This is a genomic window from Agrococcus citreus (assembly GCF_039527715.1).
In the GTDB taxonomy this organism is placed as follows: domain Bacteria; phylum Actinomycetota; class Actinomycetes; order Actinomycetales; family Microbacteriaceae; genus Agrococcus; species Agrococcus citreus.
In genome coordinates this window covers 897,397-919,330 of sequence record NZ_BAAAKK010000001.1, presented here as the reverse complement: position 1 = coordinate 919,330, position 21,934 = coordinate 897,397, and the positions used below count along the sequence as shown (strand labels likewise).

Annotated in this window: 23 protein-coding genes; 12 read left to right on the top strand and 11 right to left on the bottom strand. The window is 74.8% G+C overall.

Annotated elements, in window-relative coordinates:
* Nucleotides 1-27 precede the first annotated feature (27 nt).
* Complete coding sequence (locus ABD106_RS04515) at nucleotides 28-1,002, top strand: zinc-binding dehydrogenase (protein ID WP_343917721.1); 975 nt, start codon at nucleotides 28-30, stop codon at nucleotides 1,000-1,002.
* Nucleotides 1,003-1,060: 58 nt separating this feature from the next.
* Entirely contained in the window at nucleotides 1,061-1,900 is an 840-nt protein-coding gene (locus tag ABD106_RS04510; RefSeq protein WP_343917719.1) for an aldo/keto reductase, read from the top strand.
* Here ABD106_RS04510 and ABD106_RS04505 read toward each other — a convergent pair.
* Both ABD106_RS04505 and ABD106_RS04500 read right to left on the bottom strand, forming a co-directional pair.
* On the bottom strand, nucleotides 1,897-3,093 hold the full coding sequence (locus ABD106_RS04505; protein WP_343917717.1) for a trans-sulfuration enzyme family protein: 1,197 nt from the start codon (nucleotides 3,091-3,093) through the stop codon (nucleotides 1,897-1,899). The genes ABD106_RS04510 and ABD106_RS04505 overlap by 4 nt on opposite strands.
* Before the next feature lie 68 nt (nucleotides 3,094-3,161).
* Nucleotides 3,162-4,274, bottom strand: a complete 1,113-nt coding sequence (locus tag ABD106_RS04500) for a PQQ-dependent sugar dehydrogenase (protein WP_343917715.1) — start codon at nucleotides 4,272-4,274, stop codon at nucleotides 3,162-3,164.
* A gap of 155 nt (nucleotides 4,275-4,429) precedes the next feature.
* Here ABD106_RS04500 and ABD106_RS04495 point away from each other — a divergent pair, with 155 nt between their 5' ends.
* Together ABD106_RS04495 and ABD106_RS04490 are read left to right on the top strand one after the other, a co-directional pair.
* Entirely contained in the window at nucleotides 4,430-4,909 is a 480-nt protein-coding gene (locus tag ABD106_RS04495; RefSeq protein WP_343917713.1) for a nitroreductase/quinone reductase family protein, read from the top strand.
* A gap of 48 nt (nucleotides 4,910-4,957) precedes the next feature.
* Complete coding sequence (locus ABD106_RS04490) at nucleotides 4,958-6,937, top strand: sensor histidine kinase (RefSeq protein WP_343917711.1); 1,980 nt, start codon at nucleotides 4,958-4,960, stop codon at nucleotides 6,935-6,937.
* Nucleotides 6,938-6,965: 28 nt separating this feature from the next.
* Here ABD106_RS04490 and ABD106_RS04485 read toward each other — a convergent pair whose 3' ends face one another.
* Together ABD106_RS04485 and ABD106_RS04480 are read right to left on the bottom strand one after the other, a co-directional pair.
* A complete protein-coding gene (locus ABD106_RS04485) occupies nucleotides 6,966-7,220 on the bottom strand; it encodes a glutaredoxin domain-containing protein (RefSeq protein WP_343917709.1) in 255 nt (84 codons plus the stop codon).
* Between the two features lie 82 nt (nucleotides 7,221-7,302).
* Entirely contained in the window at nucleotides 7,303-8,640 is a 1,338-nt protein-coding gene (locus ABD106_RS04480; protein ID WP_343917707.1) for a hypothetical protein, read from the bottom strand.
* Nucleotides 8,641-8,785: 145 nt separating this feature from the next.
* Here ABD106_RS04480 and ABD106_RS04475 point away from each other — a divergent pair, with 145 nt between their 5' ends.
* Nucleotides 8,786-9,373, top strand: coding sequence for a VOC family protein (locus tag ABD106_RS04475; RefSeq protein ID WP_343917705.1), 588 nt, complete (start codon nucleotides 8,786-8,788; stop codon nucleotides 9,371-9,373).
* A 58-nt stretch (nucleotides 9,374-9,431) separates the two neighbouring features.
* Here ABD106_RS04475 and ABD106_RS04470 read toward each other — a convergent pair whose 3' ends face one another.
* Both ABD106_RS04470 and ABD106_RS04465 read right to left on the bottom strand, forming a co-directional pair.
* Complete coding sequence (locus tag ABD106_RS04470; RefSeq protein WP_343917703.1) at nucleotides 9,432-9,575, bottom strand: hypothetical protein; 144 nt, start codon at nucleotides 9,573-9,575, stop codon at nucleotides 9,432-9,434.
* A gap of 44 nt (nucleotides 9,576-9,619) precedes the next feature.
* On the bottom strand, nucleotides 9,620-10,033 hold the full coding sequence (locus ABD106_RS04465) for an arsenate reductase ArsC (RefSeq protein WP_343917701.1): 414 nt from the start codon (nucleotides 10,031-10,033) through the stop codon (nucleotides 9,620-9,622).
* An 87-nt stretch (nucleotides 10,034-10,120) separates the two neighbouring features.
* On the opposite strand from ABD106_RS04465, the gene ABD106_RS04460 reads away from it, so the two are divergent.
* Together ABD106_RS04460 and ABD106_RS04455 are read left to right on the top strand one after the other, a co-directional pair.
* Entirely contained in the window at nucleotides 10,121-11,299 is a 1,179-nt protein-coding gene (locus ABD106_RS04460; RefSeq protein ID WP_343917699.1) for an acetyl-CoA C-acyltransferase, read from the top strand.
* Between the two features lie 55 nt (nucleotides 11,300-11,354).
* Nucleotides 11,355-12,353: an LLM class flavin-dependent oxidoreductase gene (locus ABD106_RS04455; protein WP_343917698.1), complete on the top strand. Its 999-nt coding sequence runs from the start codon at nucleotides 11,355-11,357 to the stop codon at nucleotides 12,351-12,353.
* Nucleotides 12,354-12,387: 34 nt separating this feature from the next.
* On the opposite strand, the gene ABD106_RS04450 is transcribed toward ABD106_RS04455, so the two are convergent.
* Genes ABD106_RS04450 through ABD106_RS04430 form a run of 5 tightly spaced genes read right to left on the bottom strand, consistent with a single transcriptional unit; the run spans nucleotide 12,388 to nucleotide 18,362 of the window.
* Nucleotides 12,388-13,242: a hypothetical protein gene (locus ABD106_RS04450; protein ID WP_343917696.1), complete on the bottom strand. Its 855-nt coding sequence runs from the start codon at nucleotides 13,240-13,242 to the stop codon at nucleotides 12,388-12,390.
* Entirely contained in the window at nucleotides 13,239-15,806 is a 2,568-nt protein-coding gene (locus ABD106_RS04445; protein WP_343917694.1) for a DUF4062 domain-containing protein, read from the bottom strand. Before ABD106_RS04445 ends, ABD106_RS04450 begins: the two co-directional genes overlap by 4 nt.
* Before the next feature lie 59 nt (nucleotides 15,807-15,865).
* Nucleotides 15,866-16,993: a glycerate kinase gene (locus ABD106_RS04440; RefSeq protein WP_343917692.1), complete on the bottom strand. Its 1,128-nt coding sequence runs from the start codon at nucleotides 16,991-16,993 to the stop codon at nucleotides 15,866-15,868.
* Nucleotides 16,990-17,727 (bottom strand): glutamine amidotransferase-related protein, encoded by a 738-nt coding sequence (locus ABD106_RS04435; protein ID WP_343917690.1) that lies wholly within the window; start codon nucleotides 17,725-17,727, stop codon nucleotides 16,990-16,992. Before ABD106_RS04435 ends, ABD106_RS04440 begins: the two co-directional genes overlap by 4 nt.
* On the bottom strand, nucleotides 17,724-18,362 hold the full coding sequence (locus ABD106_RS04430) for a DNA-3-methyladenine glycosylase I (protein WP_343917688.1): 639 nt from the start codon (nucleotides 18,360-18,362) through the stop codon (nucleotides 17,724-17,726). Before ABD106_RS04430 ends, ABD106_RS04435 begins: the two co-directional genes overlap by 4 nt.
* 58 nt (nucleotides 18,363-18,420) lie before the next feature.
* Here ABD106_RS04430 and ABD106_RS04425 point away from each other — a divergent pair, with 58 nt between their 5' ends.
* The 5 genes from ABD106_RS04425 (at nucleotide 18,421) to ABD106_RS04405 (ending at nucleotide 21,502) form a co-directional block, all read left to right on the top strand.
* Entirely contained in the window at nucleotides 18,421-19,173 is a 753-nt protein-coding gene (locus ABD106_RS04425; RefSeq protein WP_343917686.1) for an AzlC family ABC transporter permease, read from the top strand.
* Nucleotides 19,170-19,484 carry an AzlD domain-containing protein gene (locus ABD106_RS04420; protein WP_343917684.1) on the top strand — a complete coding sequence of 105 codons (315 nt, stop codon included), beginning with the start codon at nucleotides 19,170-19,172 and terminating at the stop codon, nucleotides 19,482-19,484. Before ABD106_RS04425 ends, ABD106_RS04420 begins: the two co-directional genes overlap by 4 nt.
* A gap of 137 nt (nucleotides 19,485-19,621) precedes the next feature.
* Nucleotides 19,622-20,077, top strand: coding sequence for an FHA domain-containing protein (locus ABD106_RS04415; RefSeq protein ID WP_343917682.1), 456 nt, complete (start codon nucleotides 19,622-19,624; stop codon nucleotides 20,075-20,077).
* Entirely contained in the window at nucleotides 20,074-20,757 is a 684-nt protein-coding gene (gene ftsR / locus ABD106_RS04410; protein ID WP_343917680.1) for a transcriptional regulator FtsR, read from the top strand. The genes ABD106_RS04415 and ftsR overlap by 4 nt, the downstream gene beginning before the upstream one ends.
* Nucleotides 20,758-20,917: 160 nt before the next feature.
* On the top strand, nucleotides 20,918-21,502 hold the full coding sequence (locus ABD106_RS04405; protein ID WP_343917678.1) for a MerR family transcriptional regulator: 585 nt from the start codon (nucleotides 20,918-20,920) through the stop codon (nucleotides 21,500-21,502).
* Nucleotides 21,503-21,934: the final 432 nt, after the last annotated feature.

Genomic DNA, 21,934 nt, shown 5'->3' with positions numbered 1-21,934 from the left:
TCCGTCAGGCAACGAGAGGACCCGAGCATGCGTGCCATCGTCCATGAGCAGTTCGGCGAGCCCGAGGACGTCCTGCACGTCGTCGACCGCCCCCTTCCCGAGCCCGGTGCCGGTCAGGTGCGCGTGCGCACGACCCTCGCCACGATCCACAACCACGACCTCTGGACCGTGCGCGGCACCTACGGCTTCGTGCCAGAGCTGCCCGCCGCGAGCGGCACCGAGGCGGTCGGCGTCGTCGAGGCGCTCGGCGACGGGGTCGAGTCGCTCGCCGTCGGCGACCGCGTGATCGCCGGCGCGTTCGGCGTCTGGGCCGAGCAGTTCGTCGCCGACGCCGCCGGGCTCGTGCCCGCTCCCGAGGGGCTGCCCGACGAGGCCGCGGCGCAGCTCATCGCGATGCCGTTCAGCGCGATCAGCCTGCTGCACGACCTTGCGCTCCAGCCGGGCCAGTGGCTCGTGCAGAACGCCGCGAACGGCGCGGTCGGCCGCATGGTCGCGCAGCTCGCGCGAGCGCGCGGCATCCGCGTGGTGGGCCTCGTGCGGCGCGCCGAGGCGATCGACGAGCTGCGCGACGCGGGCATCGGCGACATCGTCTCGACCGCGGAGGAGGGCTGGGCCGACCGCGTGCGCGAGCTCACCGGCGGCGAGACGATCGTCGCCGGCGTCGACTCGGTGGGCGGGAGCTCCGCGGGCGACGTGCTCTCGGTCGTCGGCGACGGCGGCACGCTCGTCGCCTTCGGCGCGATGGATGCGCCGACGCTCGAGCTCGGGGTCGGCGACCTCATCTTCCGGGAGATCACCGTCCGGGGCTTCTGGGGCAGCATCGTCGGGCGCCGCATGGACCCGGCGGTCAAGCAGCGGCTGTTCGGCGAGCTCTCCGAGCGCATCTCGTCGGGCGACCTGACGCTCCCGGTCTCGGGCATCCATCCGTTCGACGACATCCGTGGCGCGGTGCAGGCGAGCCTGACACCCGGTCGCGTCGGCAAGGTGCTGCTGCGTCCCTGAGGGTCGCGGCGTGACCCGCACGGGGCGGTCGCCGTAGGGTGAGCCCGAGAGGAGCACCATGATCCCCACGACGACCGCCCACGGCGGCCTCACCCTGCCCGTGCTCGGCTTCGGCACGTACCGGCTCAAGGGTCGCGAGGGTGGCGCCGCGATCGAGCGGGCGATCGGCGCGGGCTACAGGCTGCTCGACTCCGCGTTCAACTACGAGAACGAGGGCACGGTCGGCGCCGCCGCGCGCGCGACCGGGCACGGCATCGCCCGCGACGAGCTCATCGTCACCTCGAAGCTGCCGGGGCGGCACCACGAGCACGACGCCGCGATCGCGACGATCGAGGAGAGCGTCGCGCGCACCGGCCTCGACCGCATCGACCTGTACCTCATCCACTGGCCCAACCCCGAGGTGGGGCGGTACGTCGAGGCCTGGGGTGCGCTCGTCGAGGCCAAGCAGCGCGGGCTCATCGGCGCCATCGGCGTGTGCAACTTCCTGCCGGAGCACATCGACCGACTGCAGGCCGAGACGGGCGTGCTGCCCGAGGTGAACCAGATCGAGCTGCACCCGTACTTCCCGCAGGAGGAGCAGCTCGCCTACGACCGCGAGCACGGCATCATCACCGAGGCGTGGAGCCCGCTCGGTCGCGGCAACGACCTGCTCGACCGGCCGGAGATCGCCGAGGTCGCCGCCGCGCACGGCGCGACGGCCGGCCAGGTGGTGCTCGCGTGGGCGATCTCCCGCGGCGCGGTGCCGCTGCCCAAGGCCGCGTCGCCCGAGCGGCAGCGCGAGAACCTCGGTGCCCTCGACGTCGCGCTGCGCGACGACGAGGTCGCAGCCATCACGGCGCTCGGTCGCCCCGACGGCCGGCTCGCCGATCAGGACCCGGCGGTCTACCAGGAGTTCTAGCTGCCAGTCGCTGCCTCGAGCGCCTGGCGCAGGTCGGCGATGAGGTCGTCGGCGTCCTCGAGGCCGATCGAGAGCCGCAGCACGCCCGCGTGGGGCTTCGCCTCGGGCGCGACGGGCCGGTGCGTGAGCGACGCGGGGTGCTGGATGAGCGAGTCGACGCTGCCGAGCGAGACGGCGTGCGTGAAGAGCCGCACGCCCTCGGCGACGGCGGCGGCGAGCGCGTAGGAGCCGACCTCGAGCGCGAGCACCGAGCCCGGCCCCGCCATCTGGCGACCGGGGCCCACGAGCCCGAGCGGGTCGCAGCCGGGCAGGCCCGGGTATCGCACGGCGCGCACGCCGGGCATCGCGCCGGCGGCCTCCGCGACGAGCTGCGCCGTCGCCTGCTGCGCGCGCACGCGCAGCGGCAGCGTCTGCAGGCCGCGGTGCATGAGGTAGGCGCTGAGCGGATGCGCGATGGCACCCGTGATCGCGCGCACCGGGCGGATGGCCGCCGCCCAGTCGGCGTCGCACGCGACGACCCCGCCCAGCACGTCGCCGTGCCCGCCGATGTACTTCGTCGCGGAGTGGAGCGAGAGCGCGACGCCGTGGTCGAGGGGGCGCTGCAGCACGGGCGTCGCGAAGGTGCTGTCGATGAGCACGGGCGCGTCGCCCGCGGCCGCGACGAGCGCGTCGAGGTCGATGAGCTCGAGCGTGGGGTTGCCGGGGGTCTCGGCCATGACGAGACCGGTGTCGGGCCGCACGGCGGCGGCGACCTGGTCGACGCGGTCGACGAACGTGGTCTCGGTGCCGAGCAGGCCGCTCGCGAGCAGGTGGTCGGTGCCGCCGTAGAGCGGTCGCACCGCCACGACGTGCGCTCCGCGCCGCTGCCGCGCCGCGGTGAGCACCGCGGTCGTCGTGGCCATGCCCGACGCGAACGCCACGGCCTCCTCGGCGCCCTCGAGCTGCGCGAGGGCGCGCTCGAACCGCGCGACGGTCGGGTTCCACAGGCGCTGGTAGACGGCGGATCCGTCGCCCACGTCACCGCCGGTCGCGAGCCGCTCGTACGCGTCGCCGCCGGCGTCGACGCCCGGCAGCGCGTAGGTGGAGGAGAGGTCGATCGGGGCGGCGTGCACGCCCAGCGCCATCAGGTCGTCGCGGCCCGCGTGCACCGCGAGCGAGTCGAGGCCGAGGCGAGCGTCATTGCTCAGAGTCATGGCTCCGACCTTGCCGCATATCCGAGCCATTGGCCAGCGCGCCGCGCGGGCGCAGCTCGTCTGGCGCGCTACGGAGCGAACGCGAGGATGCGGTCGTCGCCCTCGGCCGGTGCGCCGCGGCCGTCGGTGTTGCCCGTGACCGCCCACAGCGCCCCGTCGGGCGCCAGGACGACGTCGCGCATCCGCCCGAGCTCCGCGAGCCAGTGCACGGTCGACTCGCCGGGGGCGTCGAGGTCGACCTCGCGCAGCGACTGCCCGCGCAGGTTCGCGATCCACAGCCGGCCGTCGGCGTGCGCCATGCCGCTCGGGCTCGCCTCGCTCGGCGCCCACTGCTGCACGGGGTCGGCGAAGCGCGCGTCGCCCGCCGCGCCCTCGACGACCGGCCAGCCGTAGTTCGCGCCCGGCTCGATGCGGTTGAGCTCGTCCCACGTGTCCTGACCGAACTCGGTCGCCCACAGCGAGCCGTCGTCCGCCCACGCGATCCCCTGGGGATTGCGGTGGCCGAGCGAGTAGACGGCCGAGCCGGGCGTCGGGTTGTCGGCGGGGATCGAGCCGTCGGGCTCGAGCCGCAGGATCTTGCCGGCGAGGCTCGCCGGGTCCTGCGCGCGGCTCGGCTGGCCGGCATCCCCGGCCGTCACGTAGAGCATGCCGTCGGGACCGAAGGCGATGCGGCCGCCGTTGTGGTTGCCCGCGGCGGGCAGTCCCTCGAGCACCGTCTCGGGCTGCCCGAGCGCCAGCCCGCCGGGCTCGCCCGTGAGGCTCGCGCGCAGCACCCGGTTGTCGTCGGCGGTCGTGACGTACGCGTAGAGGTGCCCGTCACCGATGGCGATGCCGAGCAGCCCGCCCTCGCCGCCGTGCGCGACGCCCGCGATCTGCGCGATCGTCGTCGGCTGCCCGCTCGGCGACAGCTCGACGATGGCGCCGGTGTCGCGCTCGCTCACGAGCGCGCCGCCCGAGTCGGTGAACGCGACCGACCACGGCGATTGCAGGCCGGTCGCCACGGTCGCCGGCGCGGCGATCGAGCCGACCTCGAAGGGCATGCGCGAGGCGGATGCGGCGGGCTCGGGGGGCGCGGCGCTCGCGACGGCGCTGATCGAGGGCTGCGGGGCGGGACCGGCGGGCGCGCAGGCGGTGGCACCGAGCAGCACGGCGGTGACGGCGAGCCCCGCTGGCAGTCGCATGGTCGTGCTCCTTCTTGCGTGTGCCGCGAGCCTACGCCCGAGCAGGCGGCATCGCTCAGCGGTGGGCAGGCCCGGGGGCAGCACGGGGGATGACCCCCTGTGCGGCCCCGACGCGCGTGCCTACGCTGATGCCGAAGGCCGAGAGGAGTCCCGTGATGGCCGAGGTCGAGCAGCTGCCGAAGGTCCCGCCGCGCTGGTTCGTGCGCACCGCGTGGGTCGTGCACCGGGCGCTCTACCGCGCTACGGGCGGTCGGTTCGGGCTCACCCGTCCGCGCCCGGGCAAGTACGGCATGCTGCGCCTCCACACCACCGGTCGTCGCTCGGGCAGGCCCCGTGCCGTCATCGTCGCCTACTACGAGGACGGTGCGAACCTCATCACGATGGCGATGAACGGCTGGGATGAGCCGCACCCGGCGTGGTGGCTCAACCTCCGAGCGCACCCGGAGGCCGTCGTCGACCTCCCGGGCGGCAGTCGCGCGGTGCGGGCGCGCGAGGCGCAGGGCATCGAGCGGGAGCGGCTCTGGGCCGGCTTCGACGCCTACAGCGAGGGCCCGACGATGGAGGCGTACTCGCGCAGGCGCCGCCGCCGCACGCCGGTGATCGTGCTGGAGCCCGCCGATCTGCTCGCATCCTGAGCGGCGCCGGTCCCACGGACCCCGCCCGGACGCGTAGCGTGCTCCTCTATGAGCACCACTGCCGCGGAGGCGGCGCCCTACGCGGAGGCGGATGCGCCCTCGCGGAGGCCGTTGACGTGGTGGATGTGGCTGCTCGCCGCGGTGCTGATCTTCGCCGCTTCGCTCGGTGGCGCGATCCTCGCGCCGCAGGGCACGGGCGTCGCCGTCTGGTGGCCGGCCGCGGGGCTGTCGCTCGGGCTCGCGCTGCTCGTGCCGCGCGACCGCATCCCTGCCGCGCTCGTGCTCGTCGTGGTCGTGACCGCCTCGGCCAACGCGCTCGCGGGGCGACCGCTCCTCGTGTCGCTCGCGTTCGCCGTCGCCAACGGCCTCGAGGTCGCGGTGTCGCTCAGCGTGCTGCAGGCGTGGCGGCGGCCGTTCCGGCTCTCGTCGCTGCAGGCCGCGCTGCGGTTCGCGGTCGCGGCCGCGGTCGCCGCCATGCTCGCCGGGGTGCTCGTCGGCGCCATCGTGGTCGCCGACGGCAATCCCTTCTTCCCGACGGCGCCGTTCGTCGCCGCGTCGCACGCGGCGGCGGTGCTCATGATCACGCCGTTCGCGGTGCTCCCGCGAGCCGTGCCGGTGCGCGCGAGCGCCGCCGAGATGCTCGTCCAGGCGGTGCTGCTCGCGGTCGCCATCGGGTTCGTGTTCCACGTCGACCAGGCGCTGCCGCTCGCCTTCACGCTCTACCCGTTCCTCGCCTGGGCCGCCTTCCGCTTCCCGATCCGCGTCGTGCTCGTCGAGAGCCTCGTCGCGTCGCTCGCGATGCTGGGCCTGACGCTCGCGGGCGGCGGGCCGTTCAGCGCAACCGGCCTCGACGTGACGGTCGGTGCCGCGCTGCTCGAGACCCTGCTCGTGACCTTCGCGGGCTTCGCCGTCGTGCTCACCGCCGCGCAGTACGAGCTGCGGGCCGTCTCGCGACAGCTCGACGCGTCGACGCAGCTGCTGGGTGGCAGCCTCGTCGACGCGCGCGTCGGGCTCGCGATCGCGCAGCGCGACGGCGACGCGACCCGCGTGGTGTGGATGAACCGGGCAGCCCGTCGCCTGCTCGCCCGCGAGCTCGGCGAGGGCGACGCCTGGGCCGGCAGCATCGAGCAGGCCTCGGCCCGAGCGCTCCACAGCGCCGAGCAGACGACGGTCACCACTCCGGAGGGGCGCACGATCACGATGGCGGCGAACGCCGTCGACGGCGACGGCGCGCGCTTCGCCGTGCAGCTGCTCGACGTGACCTCGATCCTCCGCGCGCAGCAGGCGCAGGTCGAGGCGGAGGTCGAGCGGCAGTCGGCACGATCGATCCGCGCCGAGCTCGAGCGGCAGCGCGACGACTTCCTCGCCACCACGAGCCACGAGCTGCGCACCCCGATCACGAGCATCGTCGGCTACACCGAGCTGCTCGCCGATTCGGGATCGGTGCACGAGAGCAAGCGCGCCTGGCTCGCCGTGATCGATCGCAACGCCCACCGCCTCTCGGAGCTCGTCGAGGACCTGCTGACCCTGAGCGGCGGCGCGACGGCCCCGACGCGACCGCAGCACCCCGAGCCGATCGGATGCGCCGACCTGCTCGAGGACGTCGTCGCGAACCTGCGGGTCGTCAGCGATCCGCGCGGACTCGAGGTGACGGTCGACGCCGATGACGCGGCGGTGCTCGGCTCGCGCAGCGACATCGTGCGCGCCGTCACGAACCTCCTCACGAACGCGCTGAAGTTCACGCCCGACGGCGGGCGCATCCGGCTCTCCGCGCGCGTGCAGGGCGCCTCCGTGCTGCTCGAGGTCGCCGACACGGGGCCCGGCATGGCCGACGAGGAGATCGCGCAGGCCTTCGAGCGCTTCTACCGCGCGCCGGGCGCCGAGCGCGGGAACGTCGCGGGCACGGGCCTGGGGCTCGCGATCGTCGCTGAGCTCGCGCGCCGCAACGGCGGCGACGTGGGCCTGCGTCGCAACAGCGACGGCGGGCTCACCGCAGAGCTGCGGCTGCCGGCGGCCGTCGGCGCCTGAGGCCTCCCGCGGACCCGTCCGCCGAGGCTCAGAGCAGGCTGAGCTCGCGCAGCTTCGCCTCGACGTCGGCGTTCGAGGGCTCCACCTGGTGCGAGCCATCGGGGAAGACGACGACGGGGATGTTCATGCGGCCGGCGATCTCCTGCGCGCGCTGCGCCGCCGCGTCGTCGTGCTCGACGTCGATGTAGGCGAAGTCGACCGCGAGGCCCTCGAGCTGCTGCTTCGTGCGGCGGCAGTCCCTGCACCAGTCGGCGCCGTACACCTGGATCGTCGTCTGCGTCATGCCGTCCACGCTAGTCGACCGGCCCTGCGGGTCGACCGGCAGCGCATGTCGACCGGCAGCGCGGGCCGACCGGCAGGGCAGATCAGCTGCCCGGCGACGGCTCCGGCGAGGGCGCCGGCGTCGGATCGCCGGGCGCGAGCGACGGGTCGGGCGCTGGCGGATAACCGAGCTCGGGCGCGGGGTCGGTCGGCGCCGGCTCGGTCGGGCCCGGCTCGATCGGACCCGGCTCGACCGGGGCCGGCTCGGACGGCACGGGATCGGATGGCGCGGGTGCCGACGGTCCCGGATCGACCGGCCCCCAAGCGCCGCCCTCCGGTCCGACGCTCGGCGTCGGCTCGGGCGTCGTGAGCGGCGGCGGCTCGCTGAGCGGCGGCCGCGCGAGCAGCGGGCCGGCCGGTCCTCGGTCGGTGATCGGACGCGGTGCCGCCTGGGCGATCGCCGCCCGCGATGACGCGGCCGACGCGGCGCACGCGCTCGCGGCGTCGAGATCGCCGGCGGCCTCGAGCTGCCACGCCTCTGCCACCCAGCCGGCGGCGACGTGCATCGCGAGGCCCTCGACGAGGTCGAGCACGTCCGCCGGGGAGTGCGCGCCGCCGACGAGCTCGAGCAGCGCGCGCAGGTGCGCGTCGGCGTCGCGCACCGACGCGAGCGCCTGCTGGGGCACGAGCGGGAGGTCGGCCTCGAGCGACGCGAGGTCGACGCGGCTCTGCGCGATCGCGACGGTCGCAGGCAGCAGCTGACCGATCGCGGCCTCGAGCCGGTCGATCCGCGCGTCGTCGAAGTCGCGGGGGTCGCCGAGCGCCCGCAGCTCGCGCTCGAGGTCCGGCGCCTGGTCGGGCGCGACCTGCTTGAGCGGCGTGCGGCGGGCCGCCGTGTCCTCGAGGCACGCGGCGAGCACGTCGAACGACGTCGGATCGGCGGCTGCGGCGGCGCGGGCCTGCCACGTGCGTGCGACCGCGCGGTCGTCGTCGGTGACGAAGCCGCCGTCGGCGAGGGTGCGCAGCAGCGCCTCGCGGCGCTCGCCGAAGACGGTGCGCTCGCGCTCGCCGAGCAGCGTCTCGGCGCTCGGCACGTGCTCGGCCGCGCGCAGCACATCCTCGGCGCGCTGCTGCAGGCCCACCGCGCTCACGATCCTGACGTCGAGCTCGCATCCCGCGCGGCCGTGCTCGGCGTGCCACGCCTCGATGCGGTGCGCGAGCGTCTCGGCGCTCGACTGCGAGCTCCACGAGACGATCGAGCCGGTGATGGCGATCGCCGCGACGGCGAGCGCTGCACCACCGACGAACCACCGGCGCCGGCGACGCCGAGCCGGTGCGACCGACGCCTCCGGCGCCTCGGGCTCGACGGCACGCCGAGGATCGTCCGCTGCAGCGGTCCGCGCGGGCTCCTGCCCGGTGCCGTCGTCCACCCGGTCTCGCAATCGTGCATGGTGTGCTCGGTCATGCTACGGCGGGGCGCGCGACGGTGCATCCTCGGCGCATCCTCGGCGCGAGACCCTGGCGCGGGCGGGACGGCTGCGCCATGCTGGCCGCACGCGGCCGAGCGGCCGCATGTGAGGAGTCAACATGGCAATCCTGCTCAACCCCTATCTCGCGTTCGGCAGGGACGCGCGCGAGGCGATGAACTTCTACCACGGCGTGTTCGGCGGCGACCTCGTCGTGAGCACGTTCGGCGAGTCCGGCATGAGCGAGGGCCCCGACGACGCGGACCTCGTCATGCACGCGCAGCTGACGACCGCCGACGGCCACACGATCATGGGCGCCGATACGCCGTCGTCGATGCCGCAGCCGACCGGCACCCAGCAGGTCTCGCTCTCCGGCGACGACGCCGCGACGCTCACCCGCTACTGGCAGGGCCTCGAGGACGGCGCGAGGATCCTGGAGCCGCTCGTCGAGGCCCCGTGGGGCGACACGTTCGGCATGCTCGTCGATCGCTGGGGGGTGCTGTGGATGGTGAACATCGCGGGCGAGGGGAGCGGATCGGCGGATGCGTCGGACGGCTCCGCGGGCGCGACGCCCGGGACGCCCACCGAGGGCGGGCACCAGGACGCCGCCGAGCAGTGGTACGAGGAGGGCGCAACCCCGACCGCGACCGCCGGCCACGAGGACACGGCCGATCAGTGGCCCGCGGACGAGCAGCGCACCGACCGCTGACCGCGTGACGAAGGGCCGGGCGCACCGCCCGGCCCTTCGGCACGATCGTCGACGCGGCTCAGGCCGGCGGCTGCGGCGCACCGCCCGAGACGGTGTCCTCCTCGGTCTCCGGGTCCTGCCGCTCGTCGAGCGGGTCGACGTCGCGGTCCTCCGGGTCGACGGTGAGGTCGTCCGGGCTCTGCTGGTGCTGCTGATCGCTCATGGCTGCGTCTCCTCTCATCGGTGCCCTCCGTTCTACTCCCGCAATCAGCGAACGGGCTGGACGCCGAGCGAGTCGAGCAGGTCGCGCACCCGCCGCTCGATGTCGTCGCGGATGGGCCGCACCGCCTCGATCCCCTGACCGGCCGGGTCGTCGAGCTCCCAGTCCTCGTAGCGCTTGCCGGGGAAGATCGGGCACGCGTCGCCGCAGCCCATCGTGATCACGACGTCGGAGGCGCGCACGGCGTCCGTCGTCAGCACCTTCGGCACCTCGGCGGTGATGTCGACGCCGACCTCGCGCATCGCGTCGACGGCGACGGGATTGATGCGCTCGGCGGGCATGGAGCCGGCCGACCGGACCTCGACGGCGCCGCCGGACAGCTCGCGCAGGAAGCCTGCCGCCATCTGCGAGCGGCCGGCGTTGTGCACGCACACGAACAGGGCGGTGGGGGAGTCGGCCATGGCACCATCCTCGCGCACGGCGAGCGCCCGCGCGAGCGGCAGCGCGCGGGTATCGTGGAGGCATCCCGACTGCGAAGGAGCAGCACCATGCCCGAGACGATCATCGCCGGATACGCGCGCACCCCGTTCGCCAAGTTCCTGGGCCAGCTCGCCCAGTCGCCCTCGACCGAGCTCGGCGCGCACGCCGCGAAGCACGCGCTCGAGAAGGCCGGCGTCGCGCCGACCGAGGTCGACGCGGTCATCGTGGGCCAGGTGCTGCAGGCCACCGTCGGGCAGAACCCGCCGCGCCAGACCGCCGTCGGCGCGGGCATCCCCATGACCGTGCCCGCGCTCGGCGTGAACGCCGTCTGCCTCTCGGGCACCGAGGCGATCGTGACCGGCCACCGCATGATCCAGCTCGGCGAGGCGGACGTCGTCGTCGCCGTCGGCCAGGAGTCGATGACCCTCGCGCCGCACGCCGCGCCGATGCGCGCGGGCGCCAAGTTCGGGCAGCTCGGGCTCACCGACACGATGCAGTTCGACGGGCTCACGGATGCCTTCGAGCGCGTGCCGATGGGCGAGTCGACCGACGGCTTCAACGCGGCATTCGAGATCACGCGGGAGCAGCAGGACGAGTTCGCCGCCGCCTCCCACGCCCGGCTCGCGCGGGCCCAGGCCGACGGCTCCCTCGACGACGAGATCGTGCCGATCGAGGTCAAGGCCGGCAGGAAGACCGTCACGGTCGCGACCGACGACGGGGTGCGCGCGGAGACGACTGTCGAGTCGCTCGCCGCGCTGCGCCCTGCCTTCCGCCCCGACGGCTCGATCACGGCCGGCAACGCGTCGCAGATCACCGACGGCGCCGCCGCGCTCGTGCTCGTCTCCGACCGCTACGCGACCGAGCACGGCATCGCTGGGCTCGCGCGCATCGTGTCGACCGGCTTCGTCGCCGGCGCCGACGTCTCGCTGCACTCGCAGCCCGCCGACGCGATCGAGCAGGCGCTCGGCCGCGCGGGGCTCGCCGCGAGCGACCTCAAGGCCGTCGAGATCAACGAGGCGTTCGCGGCCGTGGGCGTCGCGTCGACCCGGCAGCTCGGCGTCGACCCCGAGATCGTGAACGCGAACGGCGGCGCGGTGTCGCTCGGCCACCCGATCGGCGCATCCGGCGCCCGCATCGTCGGGCACCTCGCGCGCCGGCTCCAGCAGCTCGGCAGCGGCTCGATCGGCGCGAGCGGCATCTGCGGCGGCGGCGGCCAGGGCTCCGCGGTGGTGCTCGAGGCGATCTGATCCGCTGAGAGCGAAGGCCACGGCGCCCCGCATCCGCCCGGCCTAGGCTGGACGGATGCGTCTCTCCGTGCTCGACCTCGCCCCGATCGCCCCCGGAGAGACGGCCGGCGCGAGCCTCGCCGGCTCCGTCGACCTCGCGCAGGCCGCCGAGCGGCTCGGCTACGCGCGCGTCTGGTACGCCGAGCACCACAACATGGCGACGATCGCCTCGAGCGCGACGAGCGTGCTCATCGCCCACGTGGCGGCGCACACCTCGACCATCCGGCTCGGCGCGGGCGGCGTCATGCTGCCCAACCACTCGCCGCTCGTGATCGCCGAGCAGTTCGGCACGCTCGCCGAGCTGCACCCGGGCCGCATCGACCTCGGGCTCGGGCGCGCGCCGGGCACCGACCAGCGCACCTGGACGGCGCTGCGCCGCGACATCCGCGCATCCGAGCGCTTTCCCGAGGACGTCGTCGAGCTGCAGGGCTACCTGTCGGGCGAGCCGACGGTGCCCGGCATCCGCGCCGTGCCGGGCCACGGCACGAACGTGCCGCTCACGATCCTCGGCTCCTCGCTGTTCGGCGCGCAGCTCGCGGCCGCGCTCGGCCTGCCGTACGCGTTCGCCTCGCACTTCGCGCCCGACGCGCTGCACCAGGCCGTCGCGGTCTACCGCGAGCGGTTCGAGCCGAGCGCGCAGCTCGCCGAGCCGTTCGTGATCGCGGGCATCAACGCGGTCGTCGCGCCCACGCGCGACGAGGCGATGACGATGCAGCGGCAGCTCGTGCGCGCCCGCGTGCGGAGCCTGCTGCTGCGCGACAGCCCCATCGCGCAGCAGGTCGGCGACGACGAGCTGGATGCGCTCGCGGCGAGCCCGCAGGCGGCGCACATCGCGTCGATGGTGCGCAACACCGCGCTCGGCACCGGTGAGGAGGCGGTCACGACCCTCCGCCGCTTCCAGATCGAGGCCGATGCCGACGAGCTCATCATGGCCGTGCACGGCACGACGGCAGAGCGCGTGCGCGCGCTCGAGCTGCTGCGGTCGGCGGGCGCGCTCGAGGACGCCGCGGCCTGAGCCGCCCCATCCGCCGCCGATCCGGTCGGCGCCGTCAACCGGTGGCGCGCGCGGCGCGCAGCCGGCGCTCGCACCACGCGGTGACACCGCCGTACGAGAGCACCGCGAGCGCGATGAGGCACAGGAACGGCACGGTGAGCGGCCGCTCCCACAGCAGGTCGTCGCGGCGCACGAGCAGCGAGACAACGATCGCCGCGAGGCTCAGCAGCTGTGCGCCGAACAGGATGCGGAACGCGGTCCAGCGCTCGTCGCGCAGCATCGCGAGGTTCACGACGCCCGTGAGCGTCAGCACCGCACCCGTCGCTCGAGCCGTGAGCGGCGTGAGCTGCCACGCCCACAGCTCGGCGACCCACGCGGGCGCGACGAGCGCCGCCGCGCCCACGGCGAGCGCGCCGAGGCCGATGACGGCGAGCGCCACGCCCGCCGCTCGAGGCACCGCGACGTCGTCGGGGTCGGGTGTGATCGGGTCGGAGCCGCGCTGCAGCCGCAGCAGCGCCGCGACCGCGACCGGCGTGGTCGCGTAGAGCGCGAGCCACACCCAGAACGGCAGGTTCTGCGAGAACCGCTCGAGGTGGAGCAGCGTCGTCACGAGCAGCGCCCCCGCGAACACGAGCACCGCCGGCAGCCCGTGCCGCACGCGGTGCCAGCGATGCTCCCGCCAGGCCGCGACGAAGTACGCGATGCCGCCGAGGTACGCCGAGGCGAGCAGGTACGCCGACATCGGGGGAGCGATCGGCCACGCGAAGAGCTCGCCGCTGCGCTCGGGGGCGGTGAAGAGCACCACCACCGCGATGACCAGGAACGGCACGATCGCGAGGCCCGTCCAGCGCGTGGCCGCGAGCAGCCGGTCATCGCCGGGACGATGCCGTCGGTGCCGGCCGCTGCTCATGGCTCCCGCACGAGCGCGATCGCCTCGGCGAGCGGCATCGTCGTCCCCTTCGCCGCGGCCTCGTCGAAGACCGCTCCCGCGCCCGCGTCGCGGAGCCGCTGGACGATGGGCGTCGAGAAGTCGAAGCCGCTCCGGTTGAGGGCACCCTTCCTACGGCGCAGCGCCTGGGCCGCGCCCTGGAGCAGCCCCGCGGCCGCCGCGTCGCCCTGTGCGCCGCGCACGCCGACGAAGCCCTCGAGGCCGTAGGCGACCCCTTCGTCGTGCCCGAGCGCGAGCGACTCGTCGAGGCTCGCGCTCATGTCGTCGGCAGCCCCGGCGAGGTCGCCGGCGAGCAGCCGTGCCCAGCCGCAGTGGTTGCGGGCGATGACGATGCCGAGCAGCTCGCGCTCGGCGGTCGCGAGCGCGAGGCTCTGCTCGAAGCGCTCGAGCGCCTCGTCGACGGCGCCCGTCAGCAGCGCGATGCGGCCGAGCATCACGAGCGTCATGGCCTCGCCCCAGCTCTCGCCCAGCTCCCGGAAGGCGGCGCCGCTGCGCTCGAGCACCGCCATCGCGCCCGGCACGTCCGGACCCTCGGGCCGGTCGAGCAGTCCGAGGCCGATCGAGACATCCGCGAGCGCCGCGCCGCCCGCGTCGCCGGCCTCCGCGAACCGGTCGCGCGAGGCCTGCATGCCGGGCACGACGTCGGCGGTCGGCTCCTGCCAGAAGCGCGGCGCGTGCGTGTAGTAGAGCGCGATCGCCTGCGTGCGCACGGCGAGCGCGATGCCCTCGCGCTCGGCGATGGCGAGCAGCTCGGTCATCCACTCCCGCACGAGCCCGAGGTAGCCGCCGATCCAGAGGTACAGGTAGAGCGCCCACGCGTGCTCGGCCGCCGCGTCGAGCCGGCGATCGTCGAGCAGCAGCCGCACCACCCCGCCGATGTTCTCCACCTCGAGCTCGAGCCGCTGCAGGGTCATGAGCTGCGATGCGCCGCGCAGCTCGCGCGCCGCGTCGGCCGCAGCCCGCCGGTAGTGGTCGATCCAGGCCGTCTTCGCCGACTCGAGCAGCTCGGCGGGACCGGCGTCGCGAGCGAAGGCGCGCACGAGCGCGGGCAACGAGAGCACGGGGGAGTCGCCGCGCTCCTCCGACCGCAGCAGGCTCGCCTCGGCGAGGGCCGTGATCGCGCCGACGGGGTCGTCGATCCCCGCCGCCCCGAGCACCGCCTCCGCCGTCGCGCCGAGGAACGGTCCGGCCGGCACGGCGAGCGCGGTCAGCGCTCTCGCGGCGCCGGGCTCGAGCAGGTCGACGCTCCACTGGATGGTGCTGCGCAGCGCCCGCTGGCGCTCGGGCAGGTCGCGGGCGCCGCCGACGAGCAGCGTGAGCGCCGACTCGAGCCGCCGCAGCAGCTCGTCGACCGGCATCCACAGCAGGCGGGCCGCCGCGAGCTCGATCGCGAGCGGGCTGCCGTCGAGCCGTCGGCAGATCTCCGCGACGGTCGCGGCGTTCGCCGGCGTGAGCCGGAAGCCCGGGCGGACCGCGGTCGCGCGCTCGACGAAGAGCGCGACGGCGGGCGCCTCCGCGATCGCAGCGGGGCTCGCACCCGGCTCGGGCAGGCCGAGCGGCCCGAGCGGGAAGCGTCGCTCGGCGCGCACGCGCAGCGGCGAGCGGCTCGTCACGAGCAGCGTCAGGCCCGGCGCGGCACCGATGAGCCGCACGAGCAGCGACGCCGCGGCGAGCACGTGCTCGACGTTGTCGACCACGAGCAGCACGTCGCGGTCGGCGAGCGCGTCGACCACCTTCTCCTCGAGCGGTGCGTCGCCCGTGTCGCGCACGCCGAGCGCGCGCGCCATGACGGTGATCACCCGCTCGGGCACCGTGATCGTCTCGAGCATCGCGAACGCCACGCTCGAGCCTGCGGCGGCCGCCGCGCCGGCGACCTCGATCGCGAGCCGCGACTTGCCGATGCCGCCGTCGCCGACGATCGTCACGATGCGCACGTCGGGCCGGGCGAGCAGCCCGAGCAGCGCGTCGCGCTCGACGTCGCGCCCGAGCATCGCGCTGTACGGCGCGGGGATGCCCGGCGCCGCGCGGCCGCGCGCGCGGGCCCTGCCCGCGTCGAAGCGCTCCGCGAGCAGCGTCGCGAGGTCCTGCCGCACGAGCGCAGCGAGCTCCGCCGCGTCGCGGTAGGAGCGGTAGGAGGTGCGGTCGTCGGACCGCACGCGGTCGAGCAGCGCCCGCAGCCGCGGCTCGCGGTCCGGCGCGGGCTCGAGCACGTAGATGAGCGACGGCAGGTCGCCCGAGAGCGCGTACTCGTCCTCGAGCCCGGACACGGCCTCGCCCGGCGCGACCCAGCCGTAGCGCTCGCCGTAGATGCCGACGAAGACGTCGCTCTGCGCGAGGTAGGAGCGGTAGAGCGAGCGCGGCGGGTGCGGCCGCGAACCCAGCTCGAACATCACCGGCGCGAGCTGCAGCGACTCGATGGCCGACCGGACCGCCTGACGCTCCTCCGCCAGCTCCTTCAGCGTCGAGCTGACGAAGACGCGCAGGCGCTGGTCAGGCGTGCGGATCGGCGGGCCCGCCTCATCCATGAGGGCAGTCTGAACCCCGCCGGGCGGCGTGTCCAGACGCCGCGTGCTGCGTTCGCCCGCTAGCGCAGGGCGAGCCGGGCGACGGATGCGGCGCCCGCCGCGAGCAGGTCGGCCGCGTCGCGCTGCAGGTCGGCGAGGCTCGCGGCGCCGGCGGCGATCGACAGGGCAGGCACGCGCATCGCCGCGGCGGCGCGCGCGTCGACGGCGCCCGCGAGCACGCACAGCGGCACGCCGTGCCGCACGGCCGCGTCGTGCACGACCGAGACGACCTTGCCGCCCGCCGACTGCTCGTCGAAGCGACCCTCGCCGGTCAGCACGAGCGCGCTGCCGACGACCGCGTCGTCGAGTCCCGCGAGTGCCGCGAACCACACGCCGCCCGCGACGATCTCGCCGCCCGTGAGGGCGCGCAGCGCGCTCGCGATGCCGCCGGCGGCGCCCGCGCCCGGCACGTCGGCGATCGAGCGCTCGTCGATGGCCAGCTCCGCGGCCGCGACGCGAGCGAGCCGGCCGAGCGCGTCGTCGAGCAGCACGACGTCGTGCGTGGTCGCGCCCTTCTGCGGCCCGAACACCGCCGCCGCGCCGCGCGGTCCCGTGAGCGGCGCGTCGACGTCGGTGACGAAGCGCCATCGGGCGGCGAGCGCTCGCGGGTCGAGGTCGCGCAGGTCGAGGCGCTCGAGCGCGGCGAGGCCGCCGCCGCCGTCCGCGATCGGCTGGCCCGACGCATCCGTGAGGCTCGCGCCGAGCGCGCGCAGCACGCCCGTGCCGCCGTCGGTCGTGGCCGATCCGCCGAGCAGCAGGGTCACCTCGGTCGCGCCCTCGTCGAGCGCCGCGAGCACGACGCGGCCGAGGCCCGCCGTCGTCGCCTCGAGCGGCCGCAGCGGCGCGTCCTCGACCTGCGGCAGCCCCGCCGCCTGCGCGAGCTCGATCACCGCGTGCTGCCCGTCGAGCGCCCAGTGGGCGAGGGCGGGCCTGCCGATCGCGTCGACCGTCTCGGTCGAGCGCCGCTCCCCGCCGCGGGCGAGCAGCGCGTCGAGGCTGCCCTCGCCGCCGTCGGCCATCGGCACGAGCGAGACGTCGGTGCCCGGCATCGCGTCGCGCACGCCGCGCGCCGCGGCCTCGCACGCCTCGAGCGCGGTGAGGCTGCCCTTGAACGCGTCGAAGGCGACGACCACTCGACCGCGCGTCATCGCGTCAGCGCGTAGCGCTCGGCGAAGCGCGCGAGGATCGTCTGCGGGTGCTCGACGTGCGCGGCCCTGCCCGCCCGCACGAGGTCGTCGACCTCGTCGGGGGAGAAGTAGCCGTGGTCGCGGTAGGCGCGGATGCGCTGCTCGAGGCCGTCGGCGTCGAGCTCGGGATGGAACTGGGTCGCGACGACGTGCTCGCCGACCCGCAGCATGTGCACGCACGCGGCCGAGACGGCGAGCGTCGCCACCGGCAGGCCGGGCGACCCCGCGGGCGCCTCGCGGATGCCCTCCTTGTGCCCGCCGAACGCCGTGAACGCTCGGGGGAGGCCCTCGGTGAGCCAGTCGTCGCCGACGAGGCTCAGCTCGACGGGAGCGACGGACTCGGCGACTCCGCGGATCATCCGGTCGCCGAGCGCGTGCACGACGGCGCCGAGCCCGAGGCAGGCGCCGAGGTAGGGGATGTCGTCGCGCATGACGCGCACCGCGAGCGCCTGCAGCCACGGCACGACGCCCGCGTGGGCCGCGGGCCGCAGCTCGGGGTCGTCGCTGAAGTTCGCCGGGCCGCCGCCGATGAGCACGGCGTCGACGTCGCGGAGGTCGATCTCGGGCTGGTCGCGGTCGAGCCGCACGCGGTGGATGCGCGACTCGTCGAGCCGGCCGAAGCGCACCATGGCCTCGAGCTCGGCGCCGGCGACGTCGTCCTCGGGCCGCGACTGCACGATCAGGATGCGGCTCATGCCGGCTGCCTCTCCGCTGCTCGTCCGTCCACTGCTCGGCGCCCGTCGGCCGTCCACACGCCGCTCGAGCCCCGTCGGTGCGAGCCGACGAGGTGGGTGTCGATCACGCCGACCGCCTCCATGAGCGCGTGCATCGTCGTCGGCCCGACGTGCGCGAAGCTGTGGCGCTTGAGCGCCTTCGACAGTGCGAGCGACTCGGCCGAGACGGTCGGCACGTCGGCGAGCGTCTCGGGCGTCGGGGTGCACTCCGGCTGGAACGACCAGATCAGCTCGGCGAGGCCGCCCTGCTCGCGCAGCGCCACGGTCGCGCGGGCGTTGCCGATCGTCGCGTCGATCTTGCGGCGGTTGCGCACGATCGCGGCGTCGGCGAGCAGGCGCTCGACGTCGTCGTCGTCGAAGCGGGCCACCGCATCCGCCTCGAAGCCCGCGAACGCCTCGCGGAACGCCGGTCGCTTGCGCAGGATCGTCGCCCACGACAGCCCCGACTGGAAGGCCTCGAGCGAGAGCCGCTCGAACAGCCCCGTCTCGTCGCGCACGGGCATGCCCCACTCGCGGTCGTAGTAGTCGCGCAGCAGCGGGTCGGTCGCCGCCCACGGCGGGCGCGCGAGGCCGTCCTCGCCGACGATCAGGTGCATGGCACCACGCTAGCGGCGGCGGGCGACGAGCACCTGGCACCACTCGTAGGCTGGATCGGTGCAGACGGATGCGGTGCGGCGCGCGTGGCGCGCGGGGCTCAGCGTCGTCGTCGCAACGAGCGCCTATGGGCTCTCGTTCGGCGCGCTCGCGATCTCGTCCGGGCTCGACCTGTGGCAGACCATGGTGCTGAGCCTGCTGATGTTCTCGGGCGGCTCGCAGTTCGCCTTCATCGGCGTGATGGCGGCGGGCGGCGGCATCGCGGGCGTCGCGAGCGCAGCGATGCTGGGGCTGCGCAACGCGCTCTACGGCATGAGCATGCGGCGCGTCGTCGACCCGCGGGGGCTCATGATGCCGCTCGCGGCGCACGTGACGATCGACGAGTCGACCGCGGTCGCGCTCGCGCAGCCGGAGCCGCGGTCGCAGCGCGTCGGGTTCTGGGTGACGGGCGTCGGCATCTGGATCGGCTGGAACCTCGCGACGCTCGCGGGCGCGGTGCTCGGCGACCTGCTGGGCGACCCGAAGCAGTGGGGGCTCGACGCCGCGGCGGCTGCGGCGTTCGTCGGGCTGCTGTGGCCGCGACTGCGCGCGCGGCAGGCTGTCGCCGTCGCGGCGGCGAGCGCCGTGCTCGCCACCGCGCTGCTGCCCGTGCTGCCGGCGGGGCTGCCCGTGATCGTCGCGGCGGCCGTCGGCGTGGTGGTGGGGCTCTCGAACTGGCTCGGGCCCAAGCACGAGTCGACGCTGCCCGACCCGGGCGCGGCCGCCGGTGCAGGGCATCCGGACACGACGCATCCGCGAGGGGAGCACGCATGACCACCTGGCACCTGCTGCTGCTCGCGAGCATCGCGGTGCTCGCCATCAAGCTGCTCGGCTACGCCGTGCCGCCGCGGCTGTTCGACAGCCCGCGGCCGCGCCGCACCCTCGAGCTGCTCACCGTCTCGCTGCTCGCGGGCCTCGTCGCGGTGCAGGCGCTCGGCGGCGGCGACGGCATCGTGCTCGACGCGCGCATCCCCGCGGTGGCGGTCGCGGCGGGGCTGTTCGCCGTACGGGCGCCCTTCATCGTCGCGGTCGCTGCCGCCGCGGCGACGGCGGCGCTGCTGCGCCAGTTCGCGGGCCTGCCGTGAGCGTCACGCGGGGCGCTCCGATTCGCTAGGGTGGGCCTCTCAGGCGACGGCGGCTCCGAGTCCGGACGAAGCCTCGAACCCGTATGCTGAACGACACTCGCCGGCTCCGCCGGCACCGTCCGCGTGGAGGAAAGCGCATGACCGAGCACGACGCCGGGAAGCCGGGCCCCGACGGCGACAGCACGCAGTCGTGGGGTGATGACTACCGCGCGCAGCTCGCGGCGATGCTCTCCGGCACCTCCGCAGAGGACCGCGAGGCGGTCGCCTCGCTGCCCTCCGGCTCGGCCATCCTCGTCGTGCGCCGCGGCCCCAACGTGGGGGCCAGGTTCCTGCTCGACCAGGACTCGACGATCGCCGGTCGCCACCCCGACGCCGACATCTTCCTCGACGACGTGACCGTCTCGCGCCGTCACGCCGAGTTCACGCGCGAGGGCACGGCCTTCGAGCTGCGCGACCTCGGGTCGCTCAACGGCACCTACTTCGACGGCGAGCGCGTCGACCGCGCGGTGCTGCACGACGGCGCCGAGGTGCAGGTCGGCAAGTTCCGCCTCACCTTCTACCGCTCCCGCCTCGACCTCGAACCGCGGGCGTGAGCGCACAGGCGGCGAGGAAGCCCGCGGGACTCCTCTCCATCGGCCAGGTGCTGGCGAAGCTCGGCCCCGAGTTCCCCGATCTCTCCCCGTCGAAGCTGCGCTTCCTCGAGGACCAGGGGCTCATCTCGCCGCAGCGCACGCCGTCGGGCTACCGCAAGTTCGACGCGGCCGACCTCGAGCGGCTGCGCTACATCCTCACCCTCCAGCGCGACCACTACCTGCCGCTCAAGGTGATCCTCGGTCACCTCGACGACATCGACGCCGGCCGCACGCCGCAGGTCCCGGGCGCCAACGTGCGCGTCGAGGCGCCGTCGATCCTCGCGGTCGAGCGGCGGCTCTCGCGCGCCGAGCTGCAGGCCGAGGCGGGCGCGACGAAGCAGCTGCTCGCCGACGCCATCTCCGCGCAGCTCATCCCGGGTGCGGAGCCGTTCGGCGACGACGCGGTGCAGGCGCTGCGCGCGCTCGTCGAGCTGCAGCGCTACGGCATCGAGCCGCGCCACCTGCGCGGCATGCGCCAGTCGGCGCAGCGCGAGGCCGCGCTCATCGAGTCGGCGCTCAAGCCCATGCGCGGCCGCCGCGAGACCGGCAGCCAGGCGAAGGCCGCAGAGGCGGCCCGCGACCTCGCCGGTCAGATCCAGTCCGTGCGGGAGCTGCTGACGCGCGAGGCGCTCGGCTCCTGACCAGCGCGTCGAGCCGTTCGTGGGCGGCAGGGCGTAGACTCGGTCCGACACGCCGCCCCGGGCACGAGATGCACGGCGGCGGGGCATCGGGTCGCTACGGTGGGGCCTAACACTCAATCTCTTCTTGAAGGTTGAGCCCAGCACTGCGGAAGGAACGGCCATGCGCGACGGCAGCCTGGACGATACCCACGGCGGCACCGACGCGGGCGCCGCCGGCCGCTTCGAGGCCGGCCTGCTGTTCACCGACGGCCTGCCCGAGGAGTCCGACGCCGTGGGCTACCGCGGCGCGATCGCCGCCGACGCTGCGGGCATCACCTACCGCCAGCTCGACTACTGGGCCCGCACGGGGCTCGTCGAGCCCACCGTGCGCACCGCCCACGGCTCCGGCAGCCAGCGGCTCTACTCGTTCCGAGACATCCTCGTGCTCAAGCTCGTCAAGCGACTGCTCGACACCGGCATCTCGCTGCAGCAGATCCGCGTCGCCATCCAGCAGCTCCACGAGGCCGGCGTCCGCGACCTCACGCAGACCACCCTCATCTCCGACGGCGCGAGCGTCTACCTCTGCACGTCGAGCGACGAGGTCATCGACCTCCTCGGCCGCGGCCAGGGCGTCTTCGGCATCGCCGTCGGCAAGGTCCTCCGCGAGGTCGAGACCCAGCTCATCGAGCTCGAGGTCACGAGGGTCGACGAGAGCCACGTCGACGAGCTCGCTGCGCGCCGCGCGCGCAAGAGCCGCACGGCCTGACCCGCCCCACTCCGCCGCGCTCCGCCCCGCCTGCGTGAGTGGTCACTCCCGCGCCTGACTGGTCAATCCCGCGCCTGAGTGGTCACTCCCGCGCCTGACTGGCGCCTTCCGCAGCTGAGTGGCGCCTTCCGCACCTGAGTGGCGCCATCCGCACCTGAGTGGCGCCTTCCGCACCTGAGTGGCGCTTCCCGCGCGTGAGTGGCGGCCTCTGAATCTGAGCGGCGCCTCTCGGAGCGAGCGGCACGCGGATAGGTCGGGTCCGGGGAGTCGTGAGGCGCGAGATGGTCTGTGGTCGTCGATGCGCGCAGGGATGGTGGTGGCACGGCTTCGTTCCGTAGCTCGCGTCCGGCAGGTGCCTCCGTGCCGGCGGGAGGCGCCACTCACGTGCGGGAGGCGCCACTCACGCGCGGGAGGCGCCACTCACGCGCGAAA

What these genes read in the sequence shown, in the direction of transcription:
- ABD106_RS04515 (WP_343917721.1), top strand. Translation starts at nt 28, where the DNA reads ATGCGTGCCATCGTCCATGAGCAGTTCGGCGAGCCCGAGGACGTCCTG.
- ABD106_RS04510 (WP_343917719.1), top strand. Translation starts at nt 1,061, where the DNA reads ATGATCCCCACGACGACCGCCCACGGCGGCCTCACCCTGCCCGTGCTC.
- ABD106_RS04505 (WP_343917717.1), bottom strand. Translation starts at nt 3,093, where the DNA reads ATGACTCTGAGCAATGACGCTCGCCTCGGCCTCGACTCGCTCGCGGTG.
- ABD106_RS04500 (WP_343917715.1), bottom strand. Translation starts at nt 4,274, where the DNA reads ATGCGACTGCCAGCGGGGCTCGCCGTCACCGCCGTGCTGCTCGGTGCC.
- ABD106_RS04495 (WP_343917713.1), top strand. Translation starts at nt 4,430, where the DNA reads ATGGCCGAGGTCGAGCAGCTGCCGAAGGTCCCGCCGCGCTGGTTCGTG.
- ABD106_RS04490 (WP_343917711.1), top strand. Translation starts at nt 4,958, where the DNA reads ATGAGCACCACTGCCGCGGAGGCGGCGCCCTACGCGGAGGCGGATGCG.
- ABD106_RS04485 (WP_343917709.1), bottom strand. Translation starts at nt 7,220, where the DNA reads ATGACGCAGACGACGATCCAGGTGTACGGCGCCGACTGGTGCAGGGAC.
- ABD106_RS04475 (WP_343917705.1), top strand. Translation starts at nt 8,786, where the DNA reads ATGGCAATCCTGCTCAACCCCTATCTCGCGTTCGGCAGGGACGCGCGC.
- ABD106_RS04470 (WP_343917703.1), bottom strand. Translation starts at nt 9,575, where the DNA reads ATGAGCGATCAGCAGCACCAGCAGAGCCCGGACGACCTCACCGTCGAC.
- ABD106_RS04465 (WP_343917701.1), bottom strand. Translation starts at nt 10,033, where the DNA reads ATGGCCGACTCCCCCACCGCCCTGTTCGTGTGCGTGCACAACGCCGGC.
- ABD106_RS04460 (WP_343917699.1), top strand. Translation starts at nt 10,121, where the DNA reads ATGCCCGAGACGATCATCGCCGGATACGCGCGCACCCCGTTCGCCAAG.
- ABD106_RS04455 (WP_343917698.1), top strand. Translation starts at nt 11,355, where the DNA reads ATGCGTCTCTCCGTGCTCGACCTCGCCCCGATCGCCCCCGGAGAGACG.
- ABD106_RS04450 (WP_343917696.1), bottom strand. Translation starts at nt 13,242, where the DNA reads ATGAGCAGCGGCCGGCACCGACGGCATCGTCCCGGCGATGACCGGCTG.
- ABD106_RS04445 (WP_343917694.1), bottom strand. Translation starts at nt 15,806, where the DNA reads ATGGATGAGGCGGGCCCGCCGATCCGCACGCCTGACCAGCGCCTGCGC.
- ABD106_RS04440 (WP_343917692.1), bottom strand. Translation starts at nt 16,993, where the DNA reads ATGACGCGCGGTCGAGTGGTCGTCGCCTTCGACGCGTTCAAGGGCAGC.
- ABD106_RS04435 (WP_343917690.1), bottom strand. Translation starts at nt 17,727, where the DNA reads ATGAGCCGCATCCTGATCGTGCAGTCGCGGCCCGAGGACGACGTCGCC.
- ABD106_RS04430 (WP_343917688.1), bottom strand. Translation starts at nt 18,362, where the DNA reads ATGCACCTGATCGTCGGCGAGGACGGCCTCGCGCGCCCGCCGTGGGCG.
- ABD106_RS04420 (WP_343917684.1), top strand. Translation starts at nt 19,170, where the DNA reads ATGACCACCTGGCACCTGCTGCTGCTCGCGAGCATCGCGGTGCTCGCC.
- ABD106_RS04415 (WP_343917682.1), top strand. Translation starts at nt 19,622, where the DNA reads ATGACCGAGCACGACGCCGGGAAGCCGGGCCCCGACGGCGACAGCACG.
- ABD106_RS04405 (WP_343917678.1), top strand. Translation starts at nt 20,918, where the DNA reads ATGCGCGACGGCAGCCTGGACGATACCCACGGCGGCACCGACGCGGGC.